The sequence below is a fragment of the Lutispora thermophila DSM 19022 genome, from assembly GCF_900142105.1.
GTDB classification, from domain to species: Bacteria; Bacillota; Clostridia; order Lutisporales; family Lutisporaceae; genus Lutispora; species Lutispora thermophila.
Genome location: NZ_FQZS01000004.1, coordinates 243,231 through 268,493 on the forward strand (window position 1 = coordinate 243,231; position 25,263 = coordinate 268,493).

Annotated in this window: 19 protein-coding genes and 1 pseudogene; 19 read left to right on the forward strand and 1 reads right to left on the reverse strand. The window is 36.8% G+C overall.

The window, feature by feature from the left end:
* Positions 1–291, forward strand: a pseudogene (locus tag BUB48_RS03110) (hypothetical protein); the annotation flags it as partial.
* 94 nt (positions 292–385) lie between these two features.
* Here BUB48_RS03110 and BUB48_RS03115 read toward each other — a convergent pair.
* On the reverse strand, positions 386–3,811 hold the full coding sequence (locus BUB48_RS03115; protein WP_073024454.1) for an Ig-like domain-containing protein: 3,426 nt from the start codon (positions 3,809–3,811) through the stop codon (positions 386–388).
* Positions 3,812–4,323: 512 nt separating this feature from the next.
* Here BUB48_RS03115 and BUB48_RS03120 point away from each other — a divergent pair.
* From BUB48_RS03120 to BUB48_RS03205, 18 genes are all read left to right on the forward strand, one after another.
* Positions 4,324–5,619 carry an S-layer homology domain-containing protein gene (locus BUB48_RS03120; protein ID WP_073024456.1) on the forward strand — a complete coding sequence of 432 codons (1,296 nt, stop codon included), beginning with the start codon at positions 4,324–4,326 and terminating at the stop codon, positions 5,617–5,619.
* A gap of 148 nt (positions 5,620–5,767) precedes the next feature.
* Complete coding sequence (locus BUB48_RS03125) at positions 5,768–7,462, forward strand: phospho-sugar mutase (protein WP_073024458.1); 1,695 nt, start codon at positions 5,768–5,770, stop codon at positions 7,460–7,462.
* Positions 7,463–7,625: 163 nt separating this feature from the next.
* Positions 7,626–8,009, forward strand: coding sequence for a 3-aminobutyryl-CoA ammonia lyase (gene kal, locus BUB48_RS03130; protein ID WP_073024460.1), 384 nt, complete (start codon positions 7,626–7,628; stop codon positions 8,007–8,009).
* Between the two features lie 72 nt (positions 8,010–8,081).
* Positions 8,082–8,900, forward strand: a complete 819-nt coding sequence (gene kce / locus BUB48_RS03135; protein WP_073024462.1) for a 3-keto-5-aminohexanoate cleavage enzyme — start codon at positions 8,082–8,084, stop codon at positions 8,898–8,900.
* A gap of 49 nt (positions 8,901–8,949) precedes the next feature.
* On the forward strand, positions 8,950–9,327 hold the full coding sequence (locus BUB48_RS03140; RefSeq protein ID WP_073024464.1) for a hypothetical protein: 378 nt from the start codon (positions 8,950–8,952) through the stop codon (positions 9,325–9,327).
* A 177-nt stretch (positions 9,328–9,504) separates the two neighbouring features.
* Positions 9,505–10,167 (forward strand): fructose-6-phosphate aldolase, encoded by a 663-nt coding sequence (fsa, locus tag BUB48_RS03145; RefSeq protein WP_073024466.1) that lies wholly within the window; start codon positions 9,505–9,507, stop codon positions 10,165–10,167.
* A gap of 58 nt (positions 10,168–10,225) precedes the next feature.
* Complete coding sequence (gene glpX, locus BUB48_RS03150) at positions 10,226–11,203, forward strand: class II fructose-bisphosphatase (protein ID WP_073024516.1); 978 nt, start codon at positions 10,226–10,228, stop codon at positions 11,201–11,203.
* Positions 11,204–11,257: 54 nt separating this feature from the next.
* Positions 11,258–12,730 carry a transcription termination factor Rho gene (rho, locus tag BUB48_RS03155; protein WP_073024518.1) on the forward strand — a complete coding sequence of 491 codons (1,473 nt, stop codon included), beginning with the start codon at positions 11,258–11,260 and terminating at the stop codon, positions 12,728–12,730.
* Between the two features lie 197 nt (positions 12,731–12,927).
* Entirely contained in the window at positions 12,928–13,146 is a 219-nt protein-coding gene (gene rpmE, locus BUB48_RS03160) for a 50S ribosomal protein L31 (RefSeq protein ID WP_073024468.1), read from the forward strand.
* Between the two features lie 132 nt (positions 13,147–13,278).
* Positions 13,279–13,881 (forward strand): thymidine kinase, encoded by a 603-nt coding sequence (locus BUB48_RS03165; RefSeq protein WP_073024470.1) that lies wholly within the window; start codon positions 13,279–13,281, stop codon positions 13,879–13,881.
* 146 nt (positions 13,882–14,027) lie between these two features.
* The gene (locus tag BUB48_RS03170) at positions 14,028–14,684 is read left to right on the forward strand and encodes a response regulator transcription factor (RefSeq protein ID WP_073024472.1); all 657 of its coding nucleotides are present in this window, start codon (positions 14,028–14,030) and stop codon (positions 14,682–14,684) included.
* Positions 14,681–16,015 (forward strand): sensor histidine kinase, encoded by a 1,335-nt coding sequence (locus BUB48_RS03175; RefSeq protein ID WP_073024473.1) that lies wholly within the window; start codon positions 14,681–14,683, stop codon positions 16,013–16,015. Before BUB48_RS03170 ends, BUB48_RS03175 begins: the two co-directional genes overlap by 4 nt.
* Positions 16,016–16,096: 81 nt before the next feature.
* Positions 16,097–17,242, forward strand: coding sequence for a hypothetical protein (locus tag BUB48_RS03180; RefSeq protein ID WP_073024474.1), 1,146 nt, complete (start codon positions 16,097–16,099; stop codon positions 17,240–17,242).
* A 141-nt stretch (positions 17,243–17,383) separates the two neighbouring features.
* Positions 17,384–18,859: a leucyl aminopeptidase gene (locus BUB48_RS03185; protein ID WP_073024475.1), complete on the forward strand. Its 1,476-nt coding sequence runs from the start codon at positions 17,384–17,386 to the stop codon at positions 18,857–18,859.
* A 319-nt stretch (positions 18,860–19,178) separates the two neighbouring features.
* A complete protein-coding gene (locus BUB48_RS03190) occupies positions 19,179–19,889 on the forward strand; it encodes an ABC transporter ATP-binding protein (RefSeq protein WP_073024477.1) in 711 nt (236 codons plus the stop codon).
* The gene (locus BUB48_RS03195; protein WP_073024479.1) at positions 19,889–22,237 is read left to right on the forward strand and encodes an ABC transporter permease; all 2,349 of its coding nucleotides are present in this window, start codon (positions 19,889–19,891) and stop codon (positions 22,235–22,237) included. Before BUB48_RS03190 ends, BUB48_RS03195 begins: the two co-directional genes overlap by 1 nt.
* A gap of 10 nt (positions 22,238–22,247) precedes the next feature.
* Positions 22,248–23,480, forward strand: a complete 1,233-nt coding sequence (locus BUB48_RS03200) for an efflux RND transporter periplasmic adaptor subunit (protein ID WP_073024481.1) — start codon at positions 22,248–22,250, stop codon at positions 23,478–23,480.
* Between the two features lie 327 nt (positions 23,481–23,807).
* Positions 23,808–25,019: a BTAD domain-containing putative transcriptional regulator gene (locus tag BUB48_RS03205; RefSeq protein ID WP_073024483.1), complete on the forward strand. Its 1,212-nt coding sequence runs from the start codon at positions 23,808–23,810 to the stop codon at positions 25,017–25,019.
* The last annotated feature ends 244 nt before the right edge of the window (positions 25,020–25,263 follow it).

Here is a 25,263-nt window from a genome sequence, read left to right on the forward strand (position 1 = left end):
GATATGTTGGGTTTCAAGGATGATATGACAGATTTCAGGGCTGATATGATGAGCTTCAAAGATGATATGACAGATTTCAAAACTGATATGATGAGCTTCAAGAAAGGTACCGAGGGAAGATTGGATAGAATAGAGATGAAGCTTGAGGTTATGGATGATAAGCTGTCAGAAGCTTTTGAAGCCATTGAGGCTCATGCAGAAATAAATGAAAGGCAACATAAGGAAATAATGGATGAGCTTAAAGGAGAATTGAATATCGTTCAGCTTGCTGTTAAAAGAACTGCTAAATAACTTATGAGATAGAAATAAAAGCGCAGGTGACTGCGCTTTTATTTTCATAATGTCGGAAATATAAATTTCTTTTTATTTTTCATAAAAGTCTTTCTTACTTATTGGTAACCAGTTCGATTTCATCCATGTCCAAGCTTTGATTGTTCATATCCTTTATAGATGATTTGCCTGCACTGGTCAGTTTGATTTTGACTACATCATCTTTTCTTAAAGCATTTCTTAAGTTAATCTTGATGGTTCTGTCGTATACTTCAATGGAGTCAGAAGAACTCTTTGTGTAATAGGCTCCGGATATTTCGAAACAGTTCATGTTGATATTGGTATTCTTAAATGGCTTGTTAGCTATCAATGTTATTACCTTGTTGTCATAGCTTATGGATTGAGCCATTATTTCAAAAGGTGACAGTTCTACATCGCTTCCGGTGAATTCGATTTTACGGCTGTCTGAGTCAAGGGCCAAGCCTTGCAGGTCCGTAATATTTGAACTTAGAGTCATAGTATAGTCATAATCTGAGGTCAAGGCTCCATTGGCTGAGTTCAGATAAACTGTAGCAGTTTTCTTGTCATCAGAAAGCACAACTCCTGATACAACTATTGATGGTCCTCCACTGGTTGTTCTTTTAATGGTGAATCCGGATGATGCTGATGGAAGTTTAACTGGTTCAGTAAAGGTCACCATTACTGTGTACTTATCTATTGCTATAACATCTTCAAGCTGCGGAGCCTGATTCTTTGTAGAGGTACCTTCAAATTCTACATATGAATAACTTCCTGAAGTCACTATGGAGTTGTAACCTGCCGCATCTTTGATGCCACTTTTTACGGATATCTTATAATCGGTATCATCCTTTAAAGGAGTACTGGAGTTTAAGTATAAGGTAGCGGATGTAGTTATTTCATCAGTTTTTACAGATGTATCTGTTATTCTTATTCCGTTGATGTTGAACTGGGACGGACTTATACCTCTTACCGGCTCAGAGAAAGTTACTTCTACAGCTGTGCTGTTTACAGCGTAGGCATTTGTTATATATGGAGCTTCATTTTTCTGGTTTGTTCCGGCAAAAGCCTTAATATTAGCTTCACCGTTTTCATTAAGCCTGTCTAAGTTTGATACTCTTACTTCATATATTCTGCCGGCTTTAAATAATTCAGGATTGTTAGAATCATCAGTCTTGAATTGGACTCTTACTGTAGATTTATCTGCAGAGAAATACTTCTGATATTCTAATCCTTTTGGTCTATCGTAGTTTTTGCCGTCTTCAGTCAATATTGATATTTCAAGATTTTTCAGTTCTTCATCAGTCAGTTCATTATCGAAGAATATGTCTATGGTGCTCATGTCCAAGGCGTTCATGGCTTGGAGATTCAGGTTTCCTGGGTCTGATCCGCCATAGCCGATGAAGTATTTTTTGGCAACCTTATCTTCTGTTCCTATGGCTTGACCTGATAGGTCAGTAACATTATTTACCTTTATGCTGTATACTTTGCCACTTTCCTGAGGTTTGGTCAAAAGTGTTACTGTCTTTCCTGTGTTATCCATATCCAAGGTGGCTTTAGCTGCATATCCAAGACTGCTATCGAGTTCATAATTGAATACATCTTCAGCGGTTTCTTTATTAACTCTTTTATTGAAGGTTATAATTATAGAATTTTTACCGCTTTTTACTTTGTAGGTCAATGGAGTCGTATCCTTTGCTTTTCCACTGAAATAGGTTGTGAAATAATCCATGTTGTTGCCATATGCATCTTGGATATTGTTGATTTCTAATCTGTATTTTTTACCAACGGTTTGATCTTCTGTAATAAGAGTTACTATTTTTCCACTTCCATCTAATATAGCACGTGTCACTTTTATATCATTATCTATCAAATAGTTTTCGACGTTTTCTGCGGAGGTCTTATCAAGTTTCCTGTCAAATTTAACTTCTAATTCGTTGCTTGATATTGTTACCACTGATATTGTTGAGCGTGATGAGCCAGAGCCGGCTCCCGTAAAGCTTGTTGTCACATCATACATAGCATTGCCTGCCAAGTCTGCTATATTCCTAATTGTCATTCTGTATGCTGCACCTGGAGTCTGCTCTGATGTAATCAATGTAACTGTATTACTTTCTTCATCCAGTATGGCTTGTATGATGCTTATGGCATTTCCTTCAACTATATAGTTTTCTACTCTTTCGGCAGTTATTTTGTTCAAAGGTTCACTGAATTTTACCAGAACACTGCTGATGCTTTCAGATTTTGCCTGGAGAACATATGGTTTTGTCATGTCTTTAGGCATACCTCTGAAATCTTTTCCAGTTATTGGTTCCATGGTGTTTCCTGATATGTCTTTTATATTGCTGACAGAAAGCCAATATCTATAACCCTCTTTTTGAGGTGCAGTGGTTAGAGTAACAATTTTGCCCGAAGAGTCTAGTTCTGCACTATATACAGGAAGATCATTTTCTATTAAATAGTTGCTTACATCTTCTGCATAAGATTTTTGAACTTCTTCATTAAATATTATTTTTATAATATTGTTGCTTACGATTTCTACTGTAGCTTTAGGTCTTTCTGTATCTTTAGGAAGAGATACATATTTCACATTGTAATTTTTGATTGCCATGCCGTTTACAGGAGTATTCATGTTTATAGACAGCTCATAGGCAGCAAAGGGAGTTACATCGGCAGTGGTTATATAAGCCTTGTTGTTGATCATAGCTACATCTGTCACATTTACTTCTTTATTTCCATTTTCAGAATGTATGCTTATGTCATCGGTAGTGATAGGAATTTCCTGATCCAGCTCAAGTACAAGCCTATTGTTGGATATTCTATCAAAGGATACTACCTTAACAGGTGTTATGTCGATTTCAAAACCTGCGGCTACAACCTTCTTTTCGTCTAATATGCCCTTTTCTACCATAAGAGTAATAAGCCTTTTTGTTTCGCCCTTTGGTTTTGTGTTAAGGGTGCTGTATATGGCTTTCGCCACATCATCTACTGTAAAGCTTGTCATTTTGCTCATGCTGGAAGCGCTTGATATTAATTTTATGCTTTCAGCAAATTTCAATGTATCATCATATGTAAAATCCAAATCCTGCTTATAGCCTAGGGTTTCCAGCATGACTTTATAAAAGGCTTTGGCATCGATTTCTTTATTGGGCAAAAATTTTCCTTCAGAGTTGCCAATCCAGCCAAGATCAGGGTTGTCCTTTGCATAGGCAAGGTAGTTTCTTCCTACTACCCACTTTAGATCATTAGCATCTGCGAAGTTATTTTCGCTATTGTAGGTTAGAGCTTCTCCTTCTAAACCTTTGATCCTCAAAAATATTATGAGGGATGTAAGCCTAGAGGGAGTTGTGGACAGATATTCAGAGGTAACACCTGAATCAGCATCAGAGCCAATTAATATGCCTAACGCTTCACAGGCTTTTGCTTCTTTGCTTATGGTGTCTGCGTAGCTATTGATGGATAGTATGCTTCCTGAAAAAAGTACTATTGCCATCAATAGCGCTGTCAATTTTAATTTTTTCATCTTTTTCCTCCTCCATTGTCGAATTTAAGAACTTTTCTCCTGGAAACATCGTCAAAAACTATATAACTTTCTATCATTTAGTATATATGTAAACCAGCCTTGGGGCAACTCTTTAATTTTGACGAAACAAAAATGTAAAAGTTGTAGTTATTGGAAAAGAAAGAAGGAAAAGTGGAAGGTGAGGGAGAATAAATATATAGTTGAGCTATGAACTATGAGTTATGATGCTATAGGGTATTCCTATGGGGGTGGTCACTGGCTACTGGTCGTTAGTCTTTGGTCTCTATTTTTGAACTGGGTATGGGGCCTATGCTAAGTCATTGAAGGGTACCTGGAATAACTGAGGCCAGTGGACAGAAGCCAGAATCAAGGCTAAACATTTGTCTTTGTGGAAGGACGGTATAGGAATATCAAAAAAAGCAACGCAGTAGGAGGAAGAATTAGTTATACACGAAATTTGTAACTTGAAACTCGAAAACCGCAACCAAAAAAACATAGGAGGGATTATTTTCATGTACAAGAAGATGGCAGCAGTATTAACAGCAGCAACGATTTTTTTAAGCACTGTATCAATGGCATATGCGGATACTCCTTTTAAAGATATCGAAAATAACTGGGCAAAAACCCATATTATAAGTGTTTATGATAAAGGATTGATGACAGGACTTGCAAAGGACAGCTTCAGTCCTGATGTGGTAGTTACCAAGTATTCCGCTATAAAGTCTGTTGCCAAAATGATGGGCACAGATATCATGGATTTAGATAGTATCGTAGCAAAGCATAAGAGCGTATTAGATAAATATAATGTACCATCGGATTATAGAAAAGAAGTGGCTTATGCCCTTGAAAAGCAGTTGCTTCAGAGTGAGTTTGACTTAAGTCAAATGAGCGCCACGCCTAATGCGACTAAACTGGATATATGCATATATTTAGGAAGAGCTTTGGGAGTTAATGACGAAAACTCAAAAAATTTGCCGGTTCTTATTTACAAGGATGCTCTTCAAATTCCATCTTTGTATCATAAATATGTTGCATACATGATCAAGATAGGTGCCATAGATAGCAAAGGTGATCAAGAGGGAAAATTTAATCCTAGCAATCCGGCAACCCGTGCCATGTTTGCAAAAATGATTGATATTGCAAGCAATGAATATGTGAAAACAAATGTAAGCACAGATACTTCCGGTTCATCTGAAGAGAATATTGATAATCAGAATACAGGCACAGCCATAAATGAAACCCCTTCAGTGACTGGCAACAACGGACAGGCTGGCGTCGCACCTACTGACAACACCATATCTGATGACAATAATACAGGAGTTGAGAAGACTGACAGGGGGATTATAGATACCATTACATATAAGAGAGGTTCTCAACCTAAAATACTGCTTGAAAATGAAAACAAGGAAATGGTGGAATATACCATACCTGAAGATTTGATGAGGGAAAATATTATCATCGATGGTCAGCTTTCTGATGTGTATTCATTGAGGCCTGGACAATATGTCGAAATAAGGGCTCTATCGGGAGTCATAGATAGAATTTCTACCATAGATGTATCAATGCCTGTGAATACGACAGCAATCATTAAGGAAATAGATGGGCTAAACGGCATTATGTATGTGTATGTGAATGATAAGGAAGGAATAAGCAAAGAGAAAAAGGTATACATCCATAATGTAAAAGTAACAGATTTGTCTTTAAACACCCTTACAGCAAATGCATTGTCTCCGGGGCAAATAATCAACCTTATAGGAACAGAGGATTTGGAAGCTATAACAGCCCAGATAGTGATAATCAATCAGTAAAATCCATATAAAATTGAAACCTCTGTAGTTAATACTGCAGAGGTTTTATTTTCCTTTAAAAAAGTATACTATATATATTAAGAAACGGTTCACATTGGCTATTCAGAAAACGTGATATTAAGACGATAGAAATTCAGGAGGGATATCTATGGATTATAGGAGGAGATATGAGGAATGGCTGAATGGAGAATATTTTGATGAAGCTACCAAAAAAGAGTTAAGGGATATCATAAATGATGAAAAGGAAATAGAAGATCGTTTTTATAAAGATTTGCACTTCGGTACAGGAGGTCTTAGAGGAATAATAGGAGCAGGTACCAACAGGATGAACAAGTATACTGTTGCAAAAGCTACCAAGGGTCTTGCCAATTATATATTGAAACAGGAGGAAAATGAGCCATCGGTGGTAATAGCTCATGATTCCAGACATTTTTCAAGGGAGTTTGCCAGAGAAGCCGCAGCAGTACTGTTGTCCAGCGGGATAAAGGTATATCTTTTCGAAGATTTAAGGCCAACGCCGGAGCTGTCCTTTGCGGTTAGAGAGACAAAATCCACGGCAGGCATAGTAATAACTGCCAGCCATAATCCTCCCGAATACAATGGATACAAGGTTTATTGGAAAGATGGAGGGCAGATTGTATCACCGGTAGCAGAGGAGCTTATGGATGAAATCAACAGCATATCTGATTTTTCAGGGATACAATGCCTTGATGGTTGTTCATTGGAGGATTTTCATAATTTTCATATGATAGGGGAAGAGCTAGACAGGAAGTATTTTGACAAAGTGAAATCATTGAGCCTGAATCCAGAAGTAATAAAAGAAGTCAAGGATATTGCAATAGTGTATACTCCTCTCCATGGTTCAGGAAATATGCCTGTAAGAAGAGTATTGAAAGAGATGGGATTTGAGAATGTACATGTGGTACCGGAGCAGGAGAAGCCTGATGGATCCTTCCCTACAGTGGAATATCCCAACCCTGAGGAGGAAGAAAGCTTCAACCTTGCATTGAAGTTGGCAAAAAAGGTAGATGCTGATTTGATTTTGGCAACGGATCCGGATTGTGACAGGGTAGGTGTAATGGTAAAAAAAGCAGAAGATGAATACTATAAACTTTCCGGCAACCAGACAGGGGTTTTATTGGCCCATTATATTTTCAGTTCTCTTAAGAAAAAAGGTATGTTGAAGAAGGACAGCTTTTTCGTAGATACCATAGTAACGGGAAGAATGACGGAGAAGATTGCTTCCAGTTATGGCATAGAAACCATATCCACCTTGACAGGATTCAAGTATATAGCCCAGCAGATAAAGGAACTAGGGGACAAGGGCGGAAGAAGTTTTGTGTTTGGTTATGAGGAAAGCTATGGATATCTTACTGGGAACTTTGTAAGAGATAAGGATGCAGTTATAGCTTCCATGCTCATATCTGAAATGGCAGCCTTCTATAAAAAGCAGGGCATGACCCTTTATGATGCTTTGATGAAGCTTTATGAAGAATATGGCTATCATAGAGAGGAGCTTTTGTCAATTGTGTTAAAAGGTAAGGAAGGAGCCATGGCCATAACCAATATGATGGATGTCATGAGGAATAACCCTCCAAAATCCATAGCAGGTATGAAGGTTTGTGAAATGAGAGATTACCTGACTTATGAAGGACCTGTAAAACTCCCCAAAGATAATGTACTGTATTTTGTACTTGAAGGCAATGATTGGTTTGCCATGAGACCTTCAGGTACAGAGCCTAAACTTAAGATTTATATTGGAGTTTCAGATCTTTCGCTGAAAGCAGCGGAGGATAAGGCAAAGATGTTGATGGCTGGGATAAAGAGTATGCTGGGATATTAATCAGAATACTGTAAAGTATTTTTATTATGGAAAATACCATAAAAATAAAGGATAAATGAAAAATTTATTGAATATATATATGGCTCATATAGATGTAAAATCTATTGAGATATATGTTTAAATACAGACTTATGTATAATATATACTTTTAGGAGGTAATCAAATGGAAAAAGCTATTATCAGATTAAGGATGAGCGCCCATGATGCCCATTACGGCGGAAATCTTGTAGATGGTGCAAGAATGCTGGGACTTTTTGGAGACGTGGCTACAGAGCTATTGATTAGAAATGATGGAGATGAAGGTCTTTTCTGTGCCTATGACAGTGTAGAGTTCTTAGCTCCTGTATATGCCGGTGATTACATAGAAGCAGAGGGATATATTGAAAAAGTAGGCAATACTTCAAGGAAAATGAAGTTTGAAGCCAGAAAGGTTATTCAGTCAAGACCAGATATAAATGATTCAGCTGCAGAAGTTTTAGAGACCCCTATAGTTGTCTGCAGGGCCAGCGGAACTTGTGTTGTGCCAAAGGACAAACAAAGGAAATAACATTATCTAATGTTCAGATGGATATATTTTTTCTGGACTGAGAATATGTAATTATTATAGGAGGTACAAAAAATGGATAAACTTATAATAACAGCTGCCTTAACCGGGGCAGAGGTTACCAGAGAACAACAGCCAAATCTGCCCATCACGCCGGATGAAATAGCAGAAGCTGCTTATGAGGCATATAAAGCAGGAGCAGCTATGGTTCATGTTCATGCGAGAAAATCAGACGGTACACCTACCCAGGATAAGGAAGTATATAGAGAAATCAAGGAAAAGATTGCAGCAAAGTGCAATATAATTTTCCAGCCATCTACCGGTGGTGCTGTATGGCATACTGCAGAGGAAAGAATACAACCTGTGCTTTTGAAGCCGGAAATGGCATCCTTGACTGCAGGTACTTGCAACTTCGGATCTGATGTATTCATGAATACAGAGGAATACATGGAAAAATTTGCAAAGACCATGCTGGAGAATGGTGTAAAGCCCGAGATAGAGATATTCGAAAGAGGAATGATCGACAACGCATTAAGATTGGTTAAGAAGGGACTTTTGAAGACTCCACTACATTTTGACTTTGTAATGGGTGTTCCAGGAGCCATCATGGGAGAGCCTAGAGATTTAATGTATTTAGTGAACAGCATACCTCAAGGCAGCACATGGACTGTAGCAGGAATAGGAAGGTATGAACTTCCATTGGCAGTTATGGCCATTGTAATGGGTGGACATGTGAGAGTAGGTTTTGAAGACAACATATATTACAGCAAGGGAGTATTAGCAGAATCCAATGCCCAGCTGGTAGCAAGAATCGCAAGGATAGCAAAAGAATGCGGAAGAGAAGTTGCTACACCAGATGAAGCAAGGGAAATTTTGGGATTAACCAAAAAGTAGAAGGATGTAAAGAAAAATTGTAGAAATAATAAGGAAGGGGGGATATGGAATGGTATTTGATTCAAATATCAGCATCTCGGTGAGATGCAATAAGTGCGGCAAATCTATTATTGAAGACATGAGTTTTTTTCAAATGAAAAATGGGAAGCAAGTTTGCATAAAGTGTGAATGCGGAGAGGTGGCAGCGAAGGTTAAAAGCCGCGATTTCAAAACCTTCCATGTGCTTATCCCTTGCCTTATTTGCGGTAAGGATCATAAATTCATTTATACATGGAAATCACTACCTTCGGAAAAAGTTAAAATTTTAAGCTGCCCCTCAAGTTTCTGTGACATAGCCTTCATAGGTGGTCAAGAACCCATAAGAAACTTAACTGCAAAGAGGGAAAAAGACATGCAGGAACTAATAGAAGCATTGAGTAATATGTAAACGTGTTGTGAGTTATGGGATTTGGATTGCCAGTGATAGAGTGTTACCGTTAGGTCAGGCTCTGGTCTGCCAGCTACTAGCGACCGAAGCCTGATCAAACGGGAAAGTATTATGATATCATAGCTCATAGTTCATAGTTCATAACTCATGGCTCAAATATATGGAGGTAATTATTATATGAAGCTTTTCATTGATACCGCAAATGTGGAGGAGATCAGAAGAGCTAATGAAATGGGCATAATTTCTGGTGTAACTACGAACCCTTCACTGATTGCAAAGGAAGGAAGGGATTTTAAACAAGTTGTGGCTGAAATAGCCGAAATTGTAGATGGTCCCATCAGTGCTGAAGTCATAAGCATGAAAGCCGAGGAGATGGTGCCGGAGGCTATTGAACTATCAAAGATACACGAAAACATTGTAATAAAGATACCCATGTGTGAAGAAGGCTTAAAAGCCGTAAAGATACTTAAGAATGAGGGAATAAAAACCAATGTAACTCTGATATTTTCGGTTAACCAGGCGCTGTTGGCTGCCAGAGCAGGAGCTTCCTATGTAAGCCCATTTGCCGGAAGGGTTGATGATGTAGGACAAAATGGCATGGATATTATCAGGGATATTGCAAAGGTTTTTCATATATATCAGATGAATTGTGAAATAATAGCCGCCAGCATAAGACACCCAATGCATGTTACCGAAGCTGCACTGGCAGGAGCTCATATCAGCACAGTACCTTTCGATGTAATCAAAAAGATGATTTCACATCCTCTCACAGATATAGGTATAAATAAATTCTTAGCAGATTGGGAAAAGTTGAACGAGAGTTTAAAAAGAGGGAGATAAAAAAACTCCCTCAATATGTCATTTTTGATTATAATAGTTAAAGGAGGTTTCAATCTTGATAGATAGAGATTTGGCTTTAGGTCTTGTTAGAGTTACAGAAGTAGCAGCCATAGCAAGTGCACGATGGATGGGAAGAGGCGATAAAAATGCCGCTGATCAGGCAGCAGTAGATGGCATGAGAAAGATGTTCGATACGCTGAACATCGATGGCGTAGTGGTAATCGGAGAAGGAGAAATGGATGAGGCCCCAATGCTGTACATAGGAGAAGAATTGGGAAGAAGAGGTCCCGATGATGTAAAGGTGGATATTGCGGTTGATCCTTTAGATGGAACAAACTCAGTGGCTAAAGGTTTGCCAAATGCTATTTCTGTCATAGCCGTTGCAGAAAGAGGCTGTTTGCTTCATGCTCCGGATATGTACATGGATAAGATAGCCGTAGGACCAAAAGCCAAAGGAGTAATCGACATCAATGCACCGGTGGAGCAGAACCTGAGAAATATAGCAAAAGCCTTAAATAAGGATATTAAAGAGGTCACTGTCACCATGCTGGATAGAGAAAGACATGAGGACTTGGTGAAGGAAATAAGAAGGATAGGTTGCCGTATAAAGTTATTCAGAGATGGTGACGTAGCAGCAGCCATTGCCACCTGCTTTGAAAAAACTGGTGTAGATGTGCTCATGGGTATAGGCGGAGCACCGGAAGGAGTAATAGCAGCCGCAGCATTAAAATGCATGGGCGGTGAATTCCAAGGCAGATTATATCCTATGACTGATGAGGAAAGAGAAAGATGCAAAACCATGGGTATATGCGATATAAACAAAGTTCTTTATCTTGACGATTTAGTAAAAGGGGACGATGTATTCTTCGCTGCAACAGGCATATCCGACGGAGAATTGTTGAAGGGAGTTCTTTTCTTAGAAAACAATGTTGCAGTTACCGATTCTGTAGTAATGAGATCAAAGACAGGTACCATAAGATTTGTAGAGGCTACTCATAATCTTTCTAAGAAACCTCAATATATCAAGTATGCATAAGTGTGAGAAATAATTGTCATATCATTTAAAGGAGGTGATTTATTGGAGGAATTAATGAAAAAGAATCTTACTGAGCTTAGGGAAATGGCTAAGGCAATGGGCATTAAGAGCTACTATAAGCTGAAGAAGGAAGAACTTGTAAAAGAAATACTGAACATGATAGAAGCTGCAAGAGTAGCCCAAGGAATCCCTAAGGCAGAAGATAAGACATTAGAAGAAGTAAAAGAAGCAAAAGAGGTATACGAGGCAAAAGAAACGAAAGAAAAACAAACTGAGATTCCCCAAGAAATTAAAGAGACAAAGCCTGCAGCAGAAGAAAAGCAAACCGCTGAGGAGGAAGAAAAGGCTCAAGAAGAGGATAAGGCTTTAAGCGAAGAAGAAAGGAAGTTTCTGGAATTTAAGGATGTGGAAAAGGGCGGAAGAGCTGACGGCATACTGGAAGTACATCCAGAAGGCTTTGGCTTCCTGAGGTCTGATAACTATCAATCTGGAGACAGAGATATATACATCTCTCCTTCGCAGATCAGAAGGTTTAATCTGAGAACAGGGGATAGAATTACAGGTATAACGAGAGCTGCTAAGGAAGGCGAGAAATTCCAAGCATTGCTTTATGTACAGGGCGTAAACGGAGATGATCCGGAAACGGTTATTAAGAGGCCAGATTTTGAAGATTTGACCCCCATATATCCTAAGGAAAAGTTGGTTATGGAATGTGACCCAAAGGACCTTTCTACAAGACTGATCGATTTATTGGCACCGATTGGAAAGGGTCAAAGAGGAATGATTGTTTCCCCACCTAAAGCAGGAAAGACAATTCTTTTGAAAAAAATCGCCAATAGCATAACAACAAATTATCCCGATATAGAATTGATTGTGCTTTTGATAGACGAGAGACCGGAAGAAGTTACAGATATGAAGAGATCTATCAAGGGAGATGTTATATACTCTACCTTTGATGAGATGCCTGAGCACCATTGCAAAGTGGCTGAGATTGTTCTGGAAAGAGCCAAGAGGCTTGTTGAGCAGAAAAAGGATGTAGTTGTGCTTTTAGATAGCATAACAAGGCTTGCAAGAGCGTATAATCTCACTATTGCACCTACAGGCAGAACCCTATCCGGAGGTTTGGACCCAGGAGCATTATATAAGCCTAAGAAGTTCTTCGGTGCAGCTAGAAACATTGAAGAAGGCGGCAGTCTCACCATATTGGCAACAGCTTTGGTAGATACGGGAAGTAGAATGGATGATGTGATATATGAAGAATTCAAGGGTACGGGCAATATGGAAATTCACTTGGATAGAAGACTATCGGAGAAGAGAATATTCCCAGCTATAGATATGAATAAGTCGGGAACAAGAAGAGAAGAGGATCTTCTGACTCCAAAGGAATACGAAAGTGTACTCAGCATGAGAAAGTCCTTAAGCAGCGGTAACACAGCAGAAGTAGCAGATTCGATAATCAACTTCATGCAAAGAACAAAGACCAATGAAGAATTTGTAGAGTTTATCAGAAAGCAACTTATGAGATAACCAAGCATTGGGTATTCCTATGGGTCATAGTATGAGTCACGAACCCCGGATTCCGTGTCAAAATATGTAATCAATACAAAAGGCTTGCAAATTGGCTAAAAATATATTTGCCATAGTATATATATTATGCTATAATGTAAAAGTTGAAATTCGTAAATAATACAATTGATATAGTTCATCAGAAAGAGGTGAGTAATGTGAAAGAGGGCATTCATCCTAATTACGGTGAAGCAGTTGTAAGATGTGCTTGTGGTGAGACTTTTACAACAGGTTCTGTTAAAAAAGAAATAAAGGTTGAAATTTGTTCAAAATGTCACCCATTCTTTACTGGAAAACAGAAGTTTGTTGATACCGGTGGTAGAGTTGATAGATTTAAGAAGAAATATAATCTTAATGAGGAACAGACAGAAGAATAAGAATATGAGGTTAGAGTATCAGCTTTAACCTCAATTTTTTTTAAACTGAGACATCGGTGACGGTTCTTAGTGTCTCACTTTTTAGTGAGACATCAGGGACGGTTCTTAGTGTCTCACTTTGGAGGGAAACAAATGAGCAAACTATACTTCCGGTATGGAGCAATGAACAGCGGCAAATCCACCAATTTGCTTCAGGTTGCCCACAACTATGAAGAAAGGGGCATGAGAGTTCTTATACTAAAGCCCATGACGGATACAAAGGGAGGAGATTTGCTGGTATCAAGGCTGGGCGTGACACGAAAGGCAGACTATCTAATACATAAGGATGATAATATTTATGATCTCATTGATGAATGGATAAAAAACAATGGACAGCTTCACTGTCTGTTGGTAGATGAGGTGCAGTTTCTGAAGGCCTATCAAATAGATCAGCTTTTCATGATCGCTTGCCAATTGGACATACCTGTCATATGTTACGGTCTCAGGACAGATTTTCGAATGGAAGGCTTTGAAGGCAGCGCCAGACTTCTGCTTCTGGCTCATAGCATAGAAGAATTGAAAACCATATGCAAATGCGGCAAAAAGGCTATGTTAAACGGAAGAAAGATAAACGGCAAATTTGTTTTCGAAGGTGAGCAGGTAGCCATAGAAAGCGTAGGAAACATAGACTATGAATCCCTTTGTCCCAAATGTTATTTTAAATATAAAAAAGAAGCCATGGAATCACAGGATTAATTATCAAGGGTAAGGCAATCGCCTTACTTTTTTTCTTACTTTTTAAAATCCTGCTATAGATGAGGAGGGGATTTACTTCTATATGATATAATGATAAGTAATATATTTTGGATTTAATGGCTTATTTTGATAAAGGGGAATAATGTATGGCAAAAATTCTAATTGTGGAAGATGACAAGTCTATAAATGATTTAATAGCAATGAACCTTTCCATCATTGGATATGAGTGCGAAAAGGCATTTGATGGTAATGCGGCTGCAGAAATGATTAAGAATAGCAGATATGACTTGATATTACTTGATATTATGCTTCCGGGAATTAGCGGTATTGATTTATTGAAACAAAACACATGTGAAAATACCAAAGTAATCTTAATCACCGCAAAGGGAGGATTAAATGATAAGTTGGAGGCTTTTAACCTTGGAGCTTTTGATTATATAGTGAAACCTTTTGAGATGTTAGAGCTAATCGCAAGAGTTAAGGTTGCACTAAAAAATTTTGATGTTAATGAAAATATAATAATTAAGGATGTAGAAATCAGGCTTAGGGAGCATAAAGTATTGAAATCAGGACAAGAGGTTGATTTAACTATTTTAGAATATAATTTATTAGAAACACTTGTAATAAATAGGAATATAGCTTTATCCAGAGAAAAGCTGTTAGAAGTTGTCTGGGGATATGATTTTGAAGGAGATACCAGAACAGTTGATGTACATATTATGAAACTTCGAAAGAAGTTAGGTTTTGACGATGTTATTAAAACTGTTTATAAAATGGGATATAGACTTGAGGTAAGCCAATGAAGATAAAGTATAAGTTAATTTTAATAACAGTATTATTTTTTATAGTTACTATAAATATCGTAGCTGGTATTGCTATAAATCAATATAATTCGTTATTTATCCAGAGAGAAATAAAAACAGCTAAAAATGAAATGAATTTTATTATGAACAGCATTGAAAACTATGCAAAAGATTTACAGGCAAGAGGTGGAATATATAACAAGGATACTTTGATTTCAATTATTGAGATATACAAAAAATATTATATAAGCCAAGATATTAGCTTAGACTATAGTGATGATAATATGGAGAATAATGTTTTCATTGATACTGAAGAAGGAAACATTATAATTCAAAGTATATTTAGTGAGCCTTTTGAAAGTATTTCCCTTGTTTTCAAGAAAAGCTTTCAAGATATATATGATCTGCAAAAAAATTGGAACAGCTTCTTTATAAAGATATATCTTCTTCTTTCAATAATATTGGCAATTGTTCTAATGCTAATAATCAGCAGGCTATTTAAACCCTTAGATAACTTAATCCACAAGACAGATGAGATAATAATTGAAAATTCTAATGAAAGGATACCCATTATAGACAATGATGAAGTAGGAGAACTTAGTACGAAGTTTAATATAATGCTGGATTTACTAAATGAAAATATGGAAACCATAAAAGAGAGCTCCATTCAAAAACAATGGTTATTGGATAATTTAACACACGAAATGAGAACACCTCTTACAAGCATTCAAGGATTTAGTGAATATCTCATGCGAGCAAATGCCAGTGAAGAAGATAAACTTGTTGCACTTACTCATATTAATGAAGAAGCAAACCGTTTGAAACAGCTAGGCGATAAAATGTTCGCTTTAATGACTTTAAAGAAGGAAAGTTTAAACATAGTAAAATTAAATTCATATGAAGTATTTAATACAATAAGGAGAATAGAGTTTCAAAGATTAAAAGAGATGAATATTGATCTTAAAGTAAATATTCAAGCAGATTATTTTTATGGCGATGAACAGTTAATCCTGGTTTTGTTGACTAATTTAGTCGATAATTCAATAAATGCTTCCAAATATAATAGCAGGATTGAAGTTGATATTTATTCCAAGGATGACAAAAACATTATTAAAGTATCCGATGAAGGTCAAGGAATTGATAGCAAGGATCTGTCTAACATTTTCCAACCTTTTTATAAAGCAGATAAAAATAGATCTGCAATTTATCGAGGGGCTGGTTTGGGTTTAAGTTTATGCAAAAAGATTGTTGAGCTGCATGATGGAAGCATAGAAGTGGAAAGTCAAAAAGATATAGGTACTACAATATATGTTTCATTAAAATCCATTTAAATTTACAACTCTATTACAACTTTATAACATCTTAATAAAATAACAGTATTATTGTTATAGAAAAAAAGAGGTGTTATAGAAATGAAGAACATTAAGAATCATAAATCAATACCAATAATTACTGTAGTAATGCTATTACTAATATCAGCAATTGCTTTTCCTGTGTTAGCAGAGAAATTTCAAATTAATGGTATGGTGAAGGGTGCTAACAATGTAGAAGTTAGATCATCTATAATTCAAGATTTAGTATTGGATAAAAAACAGAATGAGGTTAAAGAAGATATTATAACTATGACAGAGGAAGAAGAAAAGGCTTTTGATGAGATAGTTTTGTTATTAGAAAAGTCTACATTATTGACATCACAGCAAAATCGAGAGCTTAGTGAATCTGAATCAAACAGAATGATAGAGTTGAGAAAGAAGTTCAGAGCAGGGACTATTAAGAGTAAAAAGACATTGCCAATAGGAGAAAACTTTGAAAAACCATATTTTAATCCCCATAATGAAACATATTATTACCCTGAAGAAGAAATGACAGATGAACAACTGCTACAAATCATAGATTTTCAGGAAAAACTTGATAAAGCCTTGGCTAAATTCTGGGAAGCATATATACATAATGAAATGGGCAATACAGACATTAGAATTACAGAAGAAGAAGCTATAAAGTCGGCTAAAAGCACTATTGAAAGAATATTTGATGTAGAACTTGACAATATGGATGTTAAGTCTCAATTTATTAAGGATGAATATAAGAAGGAAAAATATTGGGGCATTGTATTTCAACCGAAAAATATAGATATTCTAATGGAACAGGGAAAGATTTTTTGGATGTACTTTTCTAAAGTTAATGTATATACTGGCAAGGTAGAATTTGTAGATACATTTTACAGTGGTCAAATAGAAGAGGTGGGAGTTTCACCAGAAACTGACTTGAAAAACATAGATGATCATAAAAGAATCGCTGAGGAGATCATAAAGAATAAACTCAATGGGAAAAACATAGAATTTCTAAAAGCTTATATAGTAAAGGGTGACAGTAGACCATTACTTAGAAGAAAGGTATACCTTGTATATAAGGCTGAGAATAAATATGTTGAGTTTGAATTTATATACGGAAGCAAAAGAATGATGGCATTATTTTTCTATGATAATCCAATAAGGTTAAAGGAGAAAATTGACGGTATTGACCATGAAGCCATAGGAAGCCTTTCTTATAATAATTAATTAAATCACATTGAGTAATGAATAGTTTTTGTTATTTGATAATGAATTGTTGAGTGATATAATACTAACAATGAGTTTTATGAAAGTAAAAATATTCCAAGTGCGGTAAAAGACAGATTAAAAGGAGGGCAAAGAATACAGATGGAACTTATAAAATTTACTGAAAAGAATTCCAATTATGATGCATTGATAATTCCTTTTGGAAGGGAATTGAATCTTACAACATCAGTACCAGAAGAAGCTAAAGAAATAGTTAATGCTGCAGTGGAAGGCGGGTTTTTTAAAGGAGAAGAGGCAGAAATATACAAACTCTCAATGCTGACAAAGGGAAGAATTCAAAACATAGTACTTGTTGGTCTTGGAAATAAGGATGAAATCAACAACAGATCCTCATTTATAGCCTTTTCAAAGGCTTATTCTGCATGCAAGAAAATGAAGGCAAGAATCATCAGAGTGGTCCTTGATAATGCCAAAGAGTACATAGAGGATTATGATGTGGTGGAAAAGATATGTGAAGGAACTTTGTTGGCGGATTATGAATTCAATGAGTACAAATCGGAAGTAAAGCCCAGCACTATTGAAAGAGTTGAATTCGACACTACCTATGACAGGTTCGACGAAGCTCTTGCAGAGGCCAAGGTTTGTGCAGAAAGCACCATACTGGCCAGGGATTTGATAAACCAGCCGCCTGCTTTTATGACTCCTGCTCAGCTGGCAGAGGAGGCAAAGAATGTGGGAGAAGAATGCAATATTGAGGTCATGATTATACATAAGCCTGAAGCAGAGGAATTAGGTATGAATGCTTTCCTGGCAGTGGGAAAAGGCTCTGTAAACAGCCCTAAGGTAATTGTTATGAAATATTTTGGTGACAAAGACAATGAGGATATAATAGGGCTTATTGGCAAAGGCGTTATGTATGACAGCGGCGGATATTGCCTCAAACCATCTGCTTCTTTGCATACCATGCACGGAGATATGAGCGGAGCTGCAGCAGTTATAGGAGCCATAAGAGCCATAGCAAAAATGGGATTGAAGGCAAATGTGGTAGGTGTCATCGCTGCCTGTGAAAACAGAATATCTGGAGAGGCCTATTTGCCTGGAGATATACTTAAGTCCATGTCAGGCAAGTATATAGAGATGAACAACTCGGATGCAGAGGGCAGGCTTACCCTGGCAGATGCCATAACTTACGCCATTAGAGAGCAGAAGGTGACTAAGGTTATCGATATAGCCACATTGACAGGAGCAGTAAAGATGGCTTTGGGGAACAAAACGGCAGGAATAATCTCCAATGATGAGGAATTGGTGAGATTTGCTCAAGAGGCTTCCGAGATTGCCTGTGAGAAGGTTTGGAGGCTTCCGGCAGACAAGGAGCTTAGGCATGTATTGAACTCCAGCATAGCAGATCTGAAAAACAGTGCTATAGGGACCACTGTTGGTGGAGGCACTATCTTAGGAGGCCTATTTATACAGGAATTTGTAGAGGATAAACCCTGGCTTCATATAGATATAGCTGGTACCAACTGGACCCATGAGGATCTTCCTTACTGCCCCAAAGGCGGTATAGGCTTCGGCACCAGTCTGCTTTATAATATAGTAAAGCTAATGAGTAAATAGGGGAAGAGAACCACGGATTAACACTGTGGTTCTTTTTTAAACCACTCAAGGATACTAAAGTGCACATATCTAATATGCACATACTTAAGCTTACCTAGATACAATAATTGTCATCCAGCTCCCTACCCTAGCAACTAGTAACCCGTAACTCGCAACCCGTAACAAGACATATAAGGAATACCCTAACACTAGAGACTGGCGACCAGAGACTGAATAAGAAATACCCTAAGCTACGCAACACTTGTTGTATTTGCTGCATCACTACAGTACAATTATATTAGCAAACAATTCCATACATCAGTGATAGGGGGGATTGTCTATGGAAAGAACTCCGCAGATAAAGGTGGAAAACCTCAGCAAGGTTTATCAAATGGGTGAGGTTCAAGTCAAAGCATTGGATGATGTGAGCTTTGAAATATACGAAGGTGAGTTTGTGGTCATATTGGGACCCAGCGGCTCAGGCAAAAGCACCCTTTTAAACATTATGGGAGGCATGGACCTGCCTACCAGTGGCAGAGTCCTGATTGCTGAAGAAGAAATAACCAAATACAATGACACAAAGCTTACTGCATATCGGAGAGACAAGGTAGGCTTTGTTTTTCAATTCTATAATCTAATGGCCAATCTCACAGCCAGGGAAAATGTGGAGCTGGCTGCAGAGATCTGCAAAGATACTATGGACATAGATGAAGTAATGGCAGAAGTAGACCTTTCAGAAAGGAAGAATCATTTCCCGTCCCAGATGAGCGGTGGTGAACAGCAGAGAGTAGCTATTGCAAGGGCTGTAGCAAAGAATCCTTTGCTGATACTATGCGACGAACCCACAGGAGCCTTGGACTTTAAGACAGGCATACTCATACTGGCTCTTCTGAGAAAGATTAATAAAAAGTTGAATAAAACCGTTGTAGTCATAACCCATAATATGGCTGTAGGAGACATGGCCGATAGGGTCATAAAGATGAGAAGCGGTAAAATAACTGAGATTAAGGTAAACCCGGAGCCCATACCCCCTGAAAGGATTGAATGGTGATGAAAAAGCTTGATTTAAGACTGTTGCGAATGATAAAGGCTTCAAAGGGACAGTTTATATCTGTAGTTATAATAATAATGGTCGGGCTTAGTATTTTCATATCCTTCAGCACCACTGCTGTAAACATGAGAAATGCCATCGATTATTATTATGAAGAATCAAAGCTGAGTCATATCCATGTTCAACTTATGAGGATACCCCAGAACGCATTGAATGAGATTGAATCCATGGAAGGAGTAACAGATGTTCAAGGAAGAATATCCTTTGATGTTCCTTTAAAAATTGATGATAAAGGTGAAAAAGTTACAATAAGAATTATCTCTATGCCGGAAGGGGGAGGTAAAGTCAACAGATTATATCCAGGTGAAACCATGGACGGATTAAACCAAGGAAAAACCATACTCATCAGACAGTTTGCCCAAGCCAGAAATATAAAGCCGGGGGATATTATCCAACCGTATATCAATGGAAGGGAACACAGTTTGAAAGTTGCTGACGTAGCATCCAGCTCTGAATTTGTTTATCTTATGGAAAACGAGCAGACTATGATGCCTGCAAATGAGAGATTTGGAGTAGCTTATGTTGCCGAAGAGTTTGCCCAGTCTGTTTATGGATTTGGAGGCAGCTATAATGAACTCCTTATCAGAGTCAAGGATGAGGATATGATTGATGATATAGCAAGGAAGCTGGAGGAAAGGCTTGATAAATATGGTGTGAAAAGAATAGTAAAGAGAGAGGATCAGTTAAGCAATAAAATTCTGAGTCAGGAGCTTTTGGGGCTGGATATTATGGCAGCAGCTATACCTGTACTTTTCCTTATAGTAGCAGGGATTATAATAGTCATAGTACTATCAAGGATAGTGAGCAACGACAGAATGTCTATAGGAGTGCTGAAGGCCTTGGGATACAGTAATGGACAGGTTTTACTCCATTATCTCAAATATGCATTGATCATAGGAATAACCGGTTCAGTCTTAGGCATAATAGTAGGACTTGTTATTGCAGGTGCCATGTCGGAAATATATGCCATGTTTTTTGAAATACCTCTTTTAAAAGTAGAAATTCATTATATATACATAATATATTCCATAGTTCTCACAAGTCTATTCTGCATGGTTTCAGGATTTATGGGAGCAAGGCGTGTATTGGGCATCATGCCTGCAGATTCAATGAGACCGGAACCGCCAAAGTCAGGAAAGCATATTTTCATAGAGAACATATCTTTTATTTGGTCCAGGTTGTCATTTAGTTGGAAAATGGTAATAAGAAATATAATGAGGACTAAGAGAAGATTTGTATTTCTTGTTATGGGTTTGGCCATGGCATTCGCCATAAATACAATTCCAATATTCATGTGGGATAATGCCACAGGTATGTTTTACATACAGTACGGTAAGTTTCAGAAGATGGATTATATAATTGGCCTAGCTAAGCCTATGAATGAAAATGTCATATATGATGTTAAGGGACTGCTCAAGGTTGGCAAATTGGAGCCAAGGGTTGAGTATCCTTTCGAAATAAGTAACGGATTGAAGAAGTTGAATGCCAATATAGTAGGTGTACCTAGAAATACCATGTTTTATGAGTTTAGAAATGAGTATGATGAAGAAGTAATTTTGCCCTATAAGGGTATATTTATCACAGAATATATGGCAAAAGCGTTGAATGTAAAGAAGGGCGATTATGTAAGGGTGAGAAATTTCATACCCGGCAAGGATGATATGTATTTTGAAGTAAAAGAAGTCATCAAACAATATCTTGGAGTAAATGCCTATATGGATATTGAACATATGAGAGAGAAGTTGACAGAAAAAAACATGATAACCGCCATATCAGTGGCTTCAAAGGATGATGTGAAGACCAAGCTGGAAGATATAAGAAACATATCTTTCGTAAACTCAAGAGAAGATATGACAAAAGCCTTTGAAGAATATATGGATGTAATGCTTCTCAGCATAAATATAATGATATTGTTTGGCGGAATCTTGGGATTTGCTCTTATATATAACTCTACAATAATAAGCATCTCTGAGAGACGTATGGAGCTGGCAGCCCTTAGGGTAATGGGCTTTGATAAAAGGGAAATATTCTGGATGCTGGCTAAGGAGAACTTTGTGATTACAGTTATTTCAATATTACTTGGAATACCAATGGGAACAGGTATGATATATAGTATTGCAGATGCTTTCAATACGGAGATTTATTCCCTGCCCATGATTATCACTACAAGAATATTTATATTGGCTGGTTTATCCACTGTTTTGTTTGTATCAATAGCTCAATTGGCAGCATTGAAGAAGATTCATAATATTAATTTCATTGATGCGCTGAAGAGTCGCATTTCATAGGGGGGAGCATATGAGAGGTAAGAAAAAGTTCATCTGGATAGGAGTAATATTAGTAATTGCAGTTGTAATGGTATATATGTATATGACAAAAAACAGCGTTGTTGATGTTGAAATGGCAGAAGTAAAAAGAGGTAATATAGATGAATACATTGAAGAAAAGGCAACAGTGGAATTGAAAAATAAAGCAGATATATATGCATGGCAAAGCGGAGTTGTAACTTTTTCATCTGTAGATGTAGGAGATGAGGTAAAAGCAGGAGATGTACTGTTGAAAATACAGGATGAGGATCTCAAGCTTCAGATCAGATCCATGGAACTTCAAAAGCAATCCATCGAAGCACAGTTGGAAGAGGCAAGAAAGGGGTTAAACCAATGGGATTTACAAGTATTAGAAGCTAAGGTAAGAACAGCTCAGATAGCCTATGATGAGGCTTATAGGATCATGGAGAACAACAAAAAACTTTATGATGCAGGAGGTATAAGTAAAGATACATATGAAAGCTCTGTAGCTGCCTTGGCCTCTGCGGAAGCAAATCTGGAAGCGGCAAAGGCTGCTATGGCAGCAGCGCAGGAAGGATTCTCCCCTAATATTGAGAAGCAGTTTGTGGCTAAAATGGATGAGCTTAAGATTCAGATAAACCATCTAAGAAGCAAACAAAAGGATTATATAATAAAATCTCCTATAGATGGAATTGTGCTTGTGGCGGAAGCACCGGAAGGCAGCATAGTCTCCATGGGAGCCATGGTTTTTCAAATAGGCAGATATGATGAGATGTATCTTGTCAGCGATATTCTGGTAGATGATATGGCCGATGTGAGGGAAGGCTCACAGGTATTCATCAGCAATGAAGACTTAGATATTAGAGATGTAAGAGGAACGGTAATAAAGATTCATCCTCAAGCTTTCAGTAAAATCTCAGATTTAGGTATAGAGCAAAAAAGAATCAGGATAGAAATAAGTATAGATGAAGAAATAGATGAGTTAAGACCAGGCTATGATATGGATATAAAAATTATTACTGCAAGTTCTCAGAATACCTTGCTGATAGAAGAAAAAGCTGTCTTTGAGCAGGGAGGAAACAACTATATCTTTATAAATGATGATGGAACAGCAAGGCTTAGGCAGATAGAAAAAGGTTTGGAAAGTGATGATATGATTGAAGTAACTAAAGGACTTCAAGAAGGTGAAAAGGTTATACTTTCGCCCAATGCTAATATTAAGGAAGGGACAAAGATAAAATAGTATATAGGACACGGTAATATCCCGTGTCCTATTATTATGCTTTTATAATATTAATTATGATGACAAAAATGCAATATCAAAATATAACATAGAGAAAATAACCCTTTTTTTGGCGAAAATAGTTTGCATTTTATAAAATTTAATGCTATATAATATTAATATGTATGAAAATGTACCCTTATATCACAAATTTTGCTATAAGTAGCATTTATTAAAATTGCGAATCAGTATTGAATAATTCATTTTTTACCTTAACATGGTATAATAGGTTATAATAGTTATGGTAATTGCCTTTTTATGCCAAGTAGTAATGGAGGGAAGGTTTCCATGAATCTAAATATAAAAACACTGGGTGATTTTGATATATTTTTTGGAGAAGAATCTTTACTAAAAGAGACTAAAAGGTCCTATAAGTTATATAAATTGCTTCAGTACTTTATAACTTTCAGAAATAGGAAGCTTCTGCCTGAGGTAATAATAGACAATTTATGGAAAGATCAGGAATCTAATGATCCTAAAAATATGTTGCGTACCCAGATTTTTAGACTTAGACAATTGATCAAAAAATTTCTTCCCAAAGGCGCTGATGATTCTAAATATTTTAATATAACCTTTATAAATGGTTACTATTGCTTTGAAGTTGGAGAATGTGCAGTTTTAGATATTGTCGAGTTTGAAGAATTAATCGATAGGGCAGGGCAAAAAGAAGATGATGATATTGATGAGGCAATAGATCTATATGGACAAGCTCTAGAAATTTACAAGGGTCCATACCTTTCGGAAAATTCCTATGAAGTATGGTTGGTTCCAGTAAGAAATCACTATAGGCGGTTATACATAAAAACATTGCTTAAACTGATTGAATTATATAAGAAAAAGGATGAGCATAATAAAATAATAGAATTATGTGAAAAAGCAATAATAATTGAACCTTATGAAGAAAGCATTCACATATGTTTGATGGAAACAATGCTTAGGATAGGACAAATAAAAAGTGCCATGAGCCATTATGAGTATATATCCTCACTGTTGAGCAAGGAGACAGGTGTTAAATCTTCCCCTGGTCTTAGGGAAATACACAGAAAAATACAGAGATACTATGATGAGCAAGGAGAAACTGATATAAATAATATAAAAATCAAACTCGAAGAAGGTCCAGCAGAAGGAGCGCTATTTTGTGACTTAGATTATTTCAAATTCTTGTATAATGTTGAGAAGAGAAGGAGTACAAGAGATGAAAATATAGGGTATATGAGTCTTATAACTTTAAAGTCAGATAAAGATGTAAGCAAAACCGATGAATTAAGTAGAAATACTAAGTCCATGTTAGAAGTTTTGGAAAAAACATTAAGAAAAGGTGATGTTTTTACTTCTTGGAACGATACACAGATAATTGTCATGTTAGCAAATGCTAAGAAGGATGGGTTGTCTAAAATTGAAAAAAGAATAAGAGATTATTACCAGAAAGTCACAAAAACATATTCCAATGATGTAAGTATTAAATTTTTACCCATGTCTTCTGATAATCTAATGCCCTAGAAATAGGGCTTTTTTCATGCATATGAAAGAGAGAATTAAATAGCACAACTTTAGGTTATGAACATAAACAAAGGCTTTCTTTTTTTGATTGAAAGCTTTTTTAGTTTTTGTAATTGAAATGTAATTGAAGTGCAACAGAAAAATAATTGTAAAAAAATCCTAATGTAATTCAAATAAACACGAAATGAAATTCATGAATGGTATATTAGACAATAGCAGCCAAAACTATTTCTGGGAGTGAGAA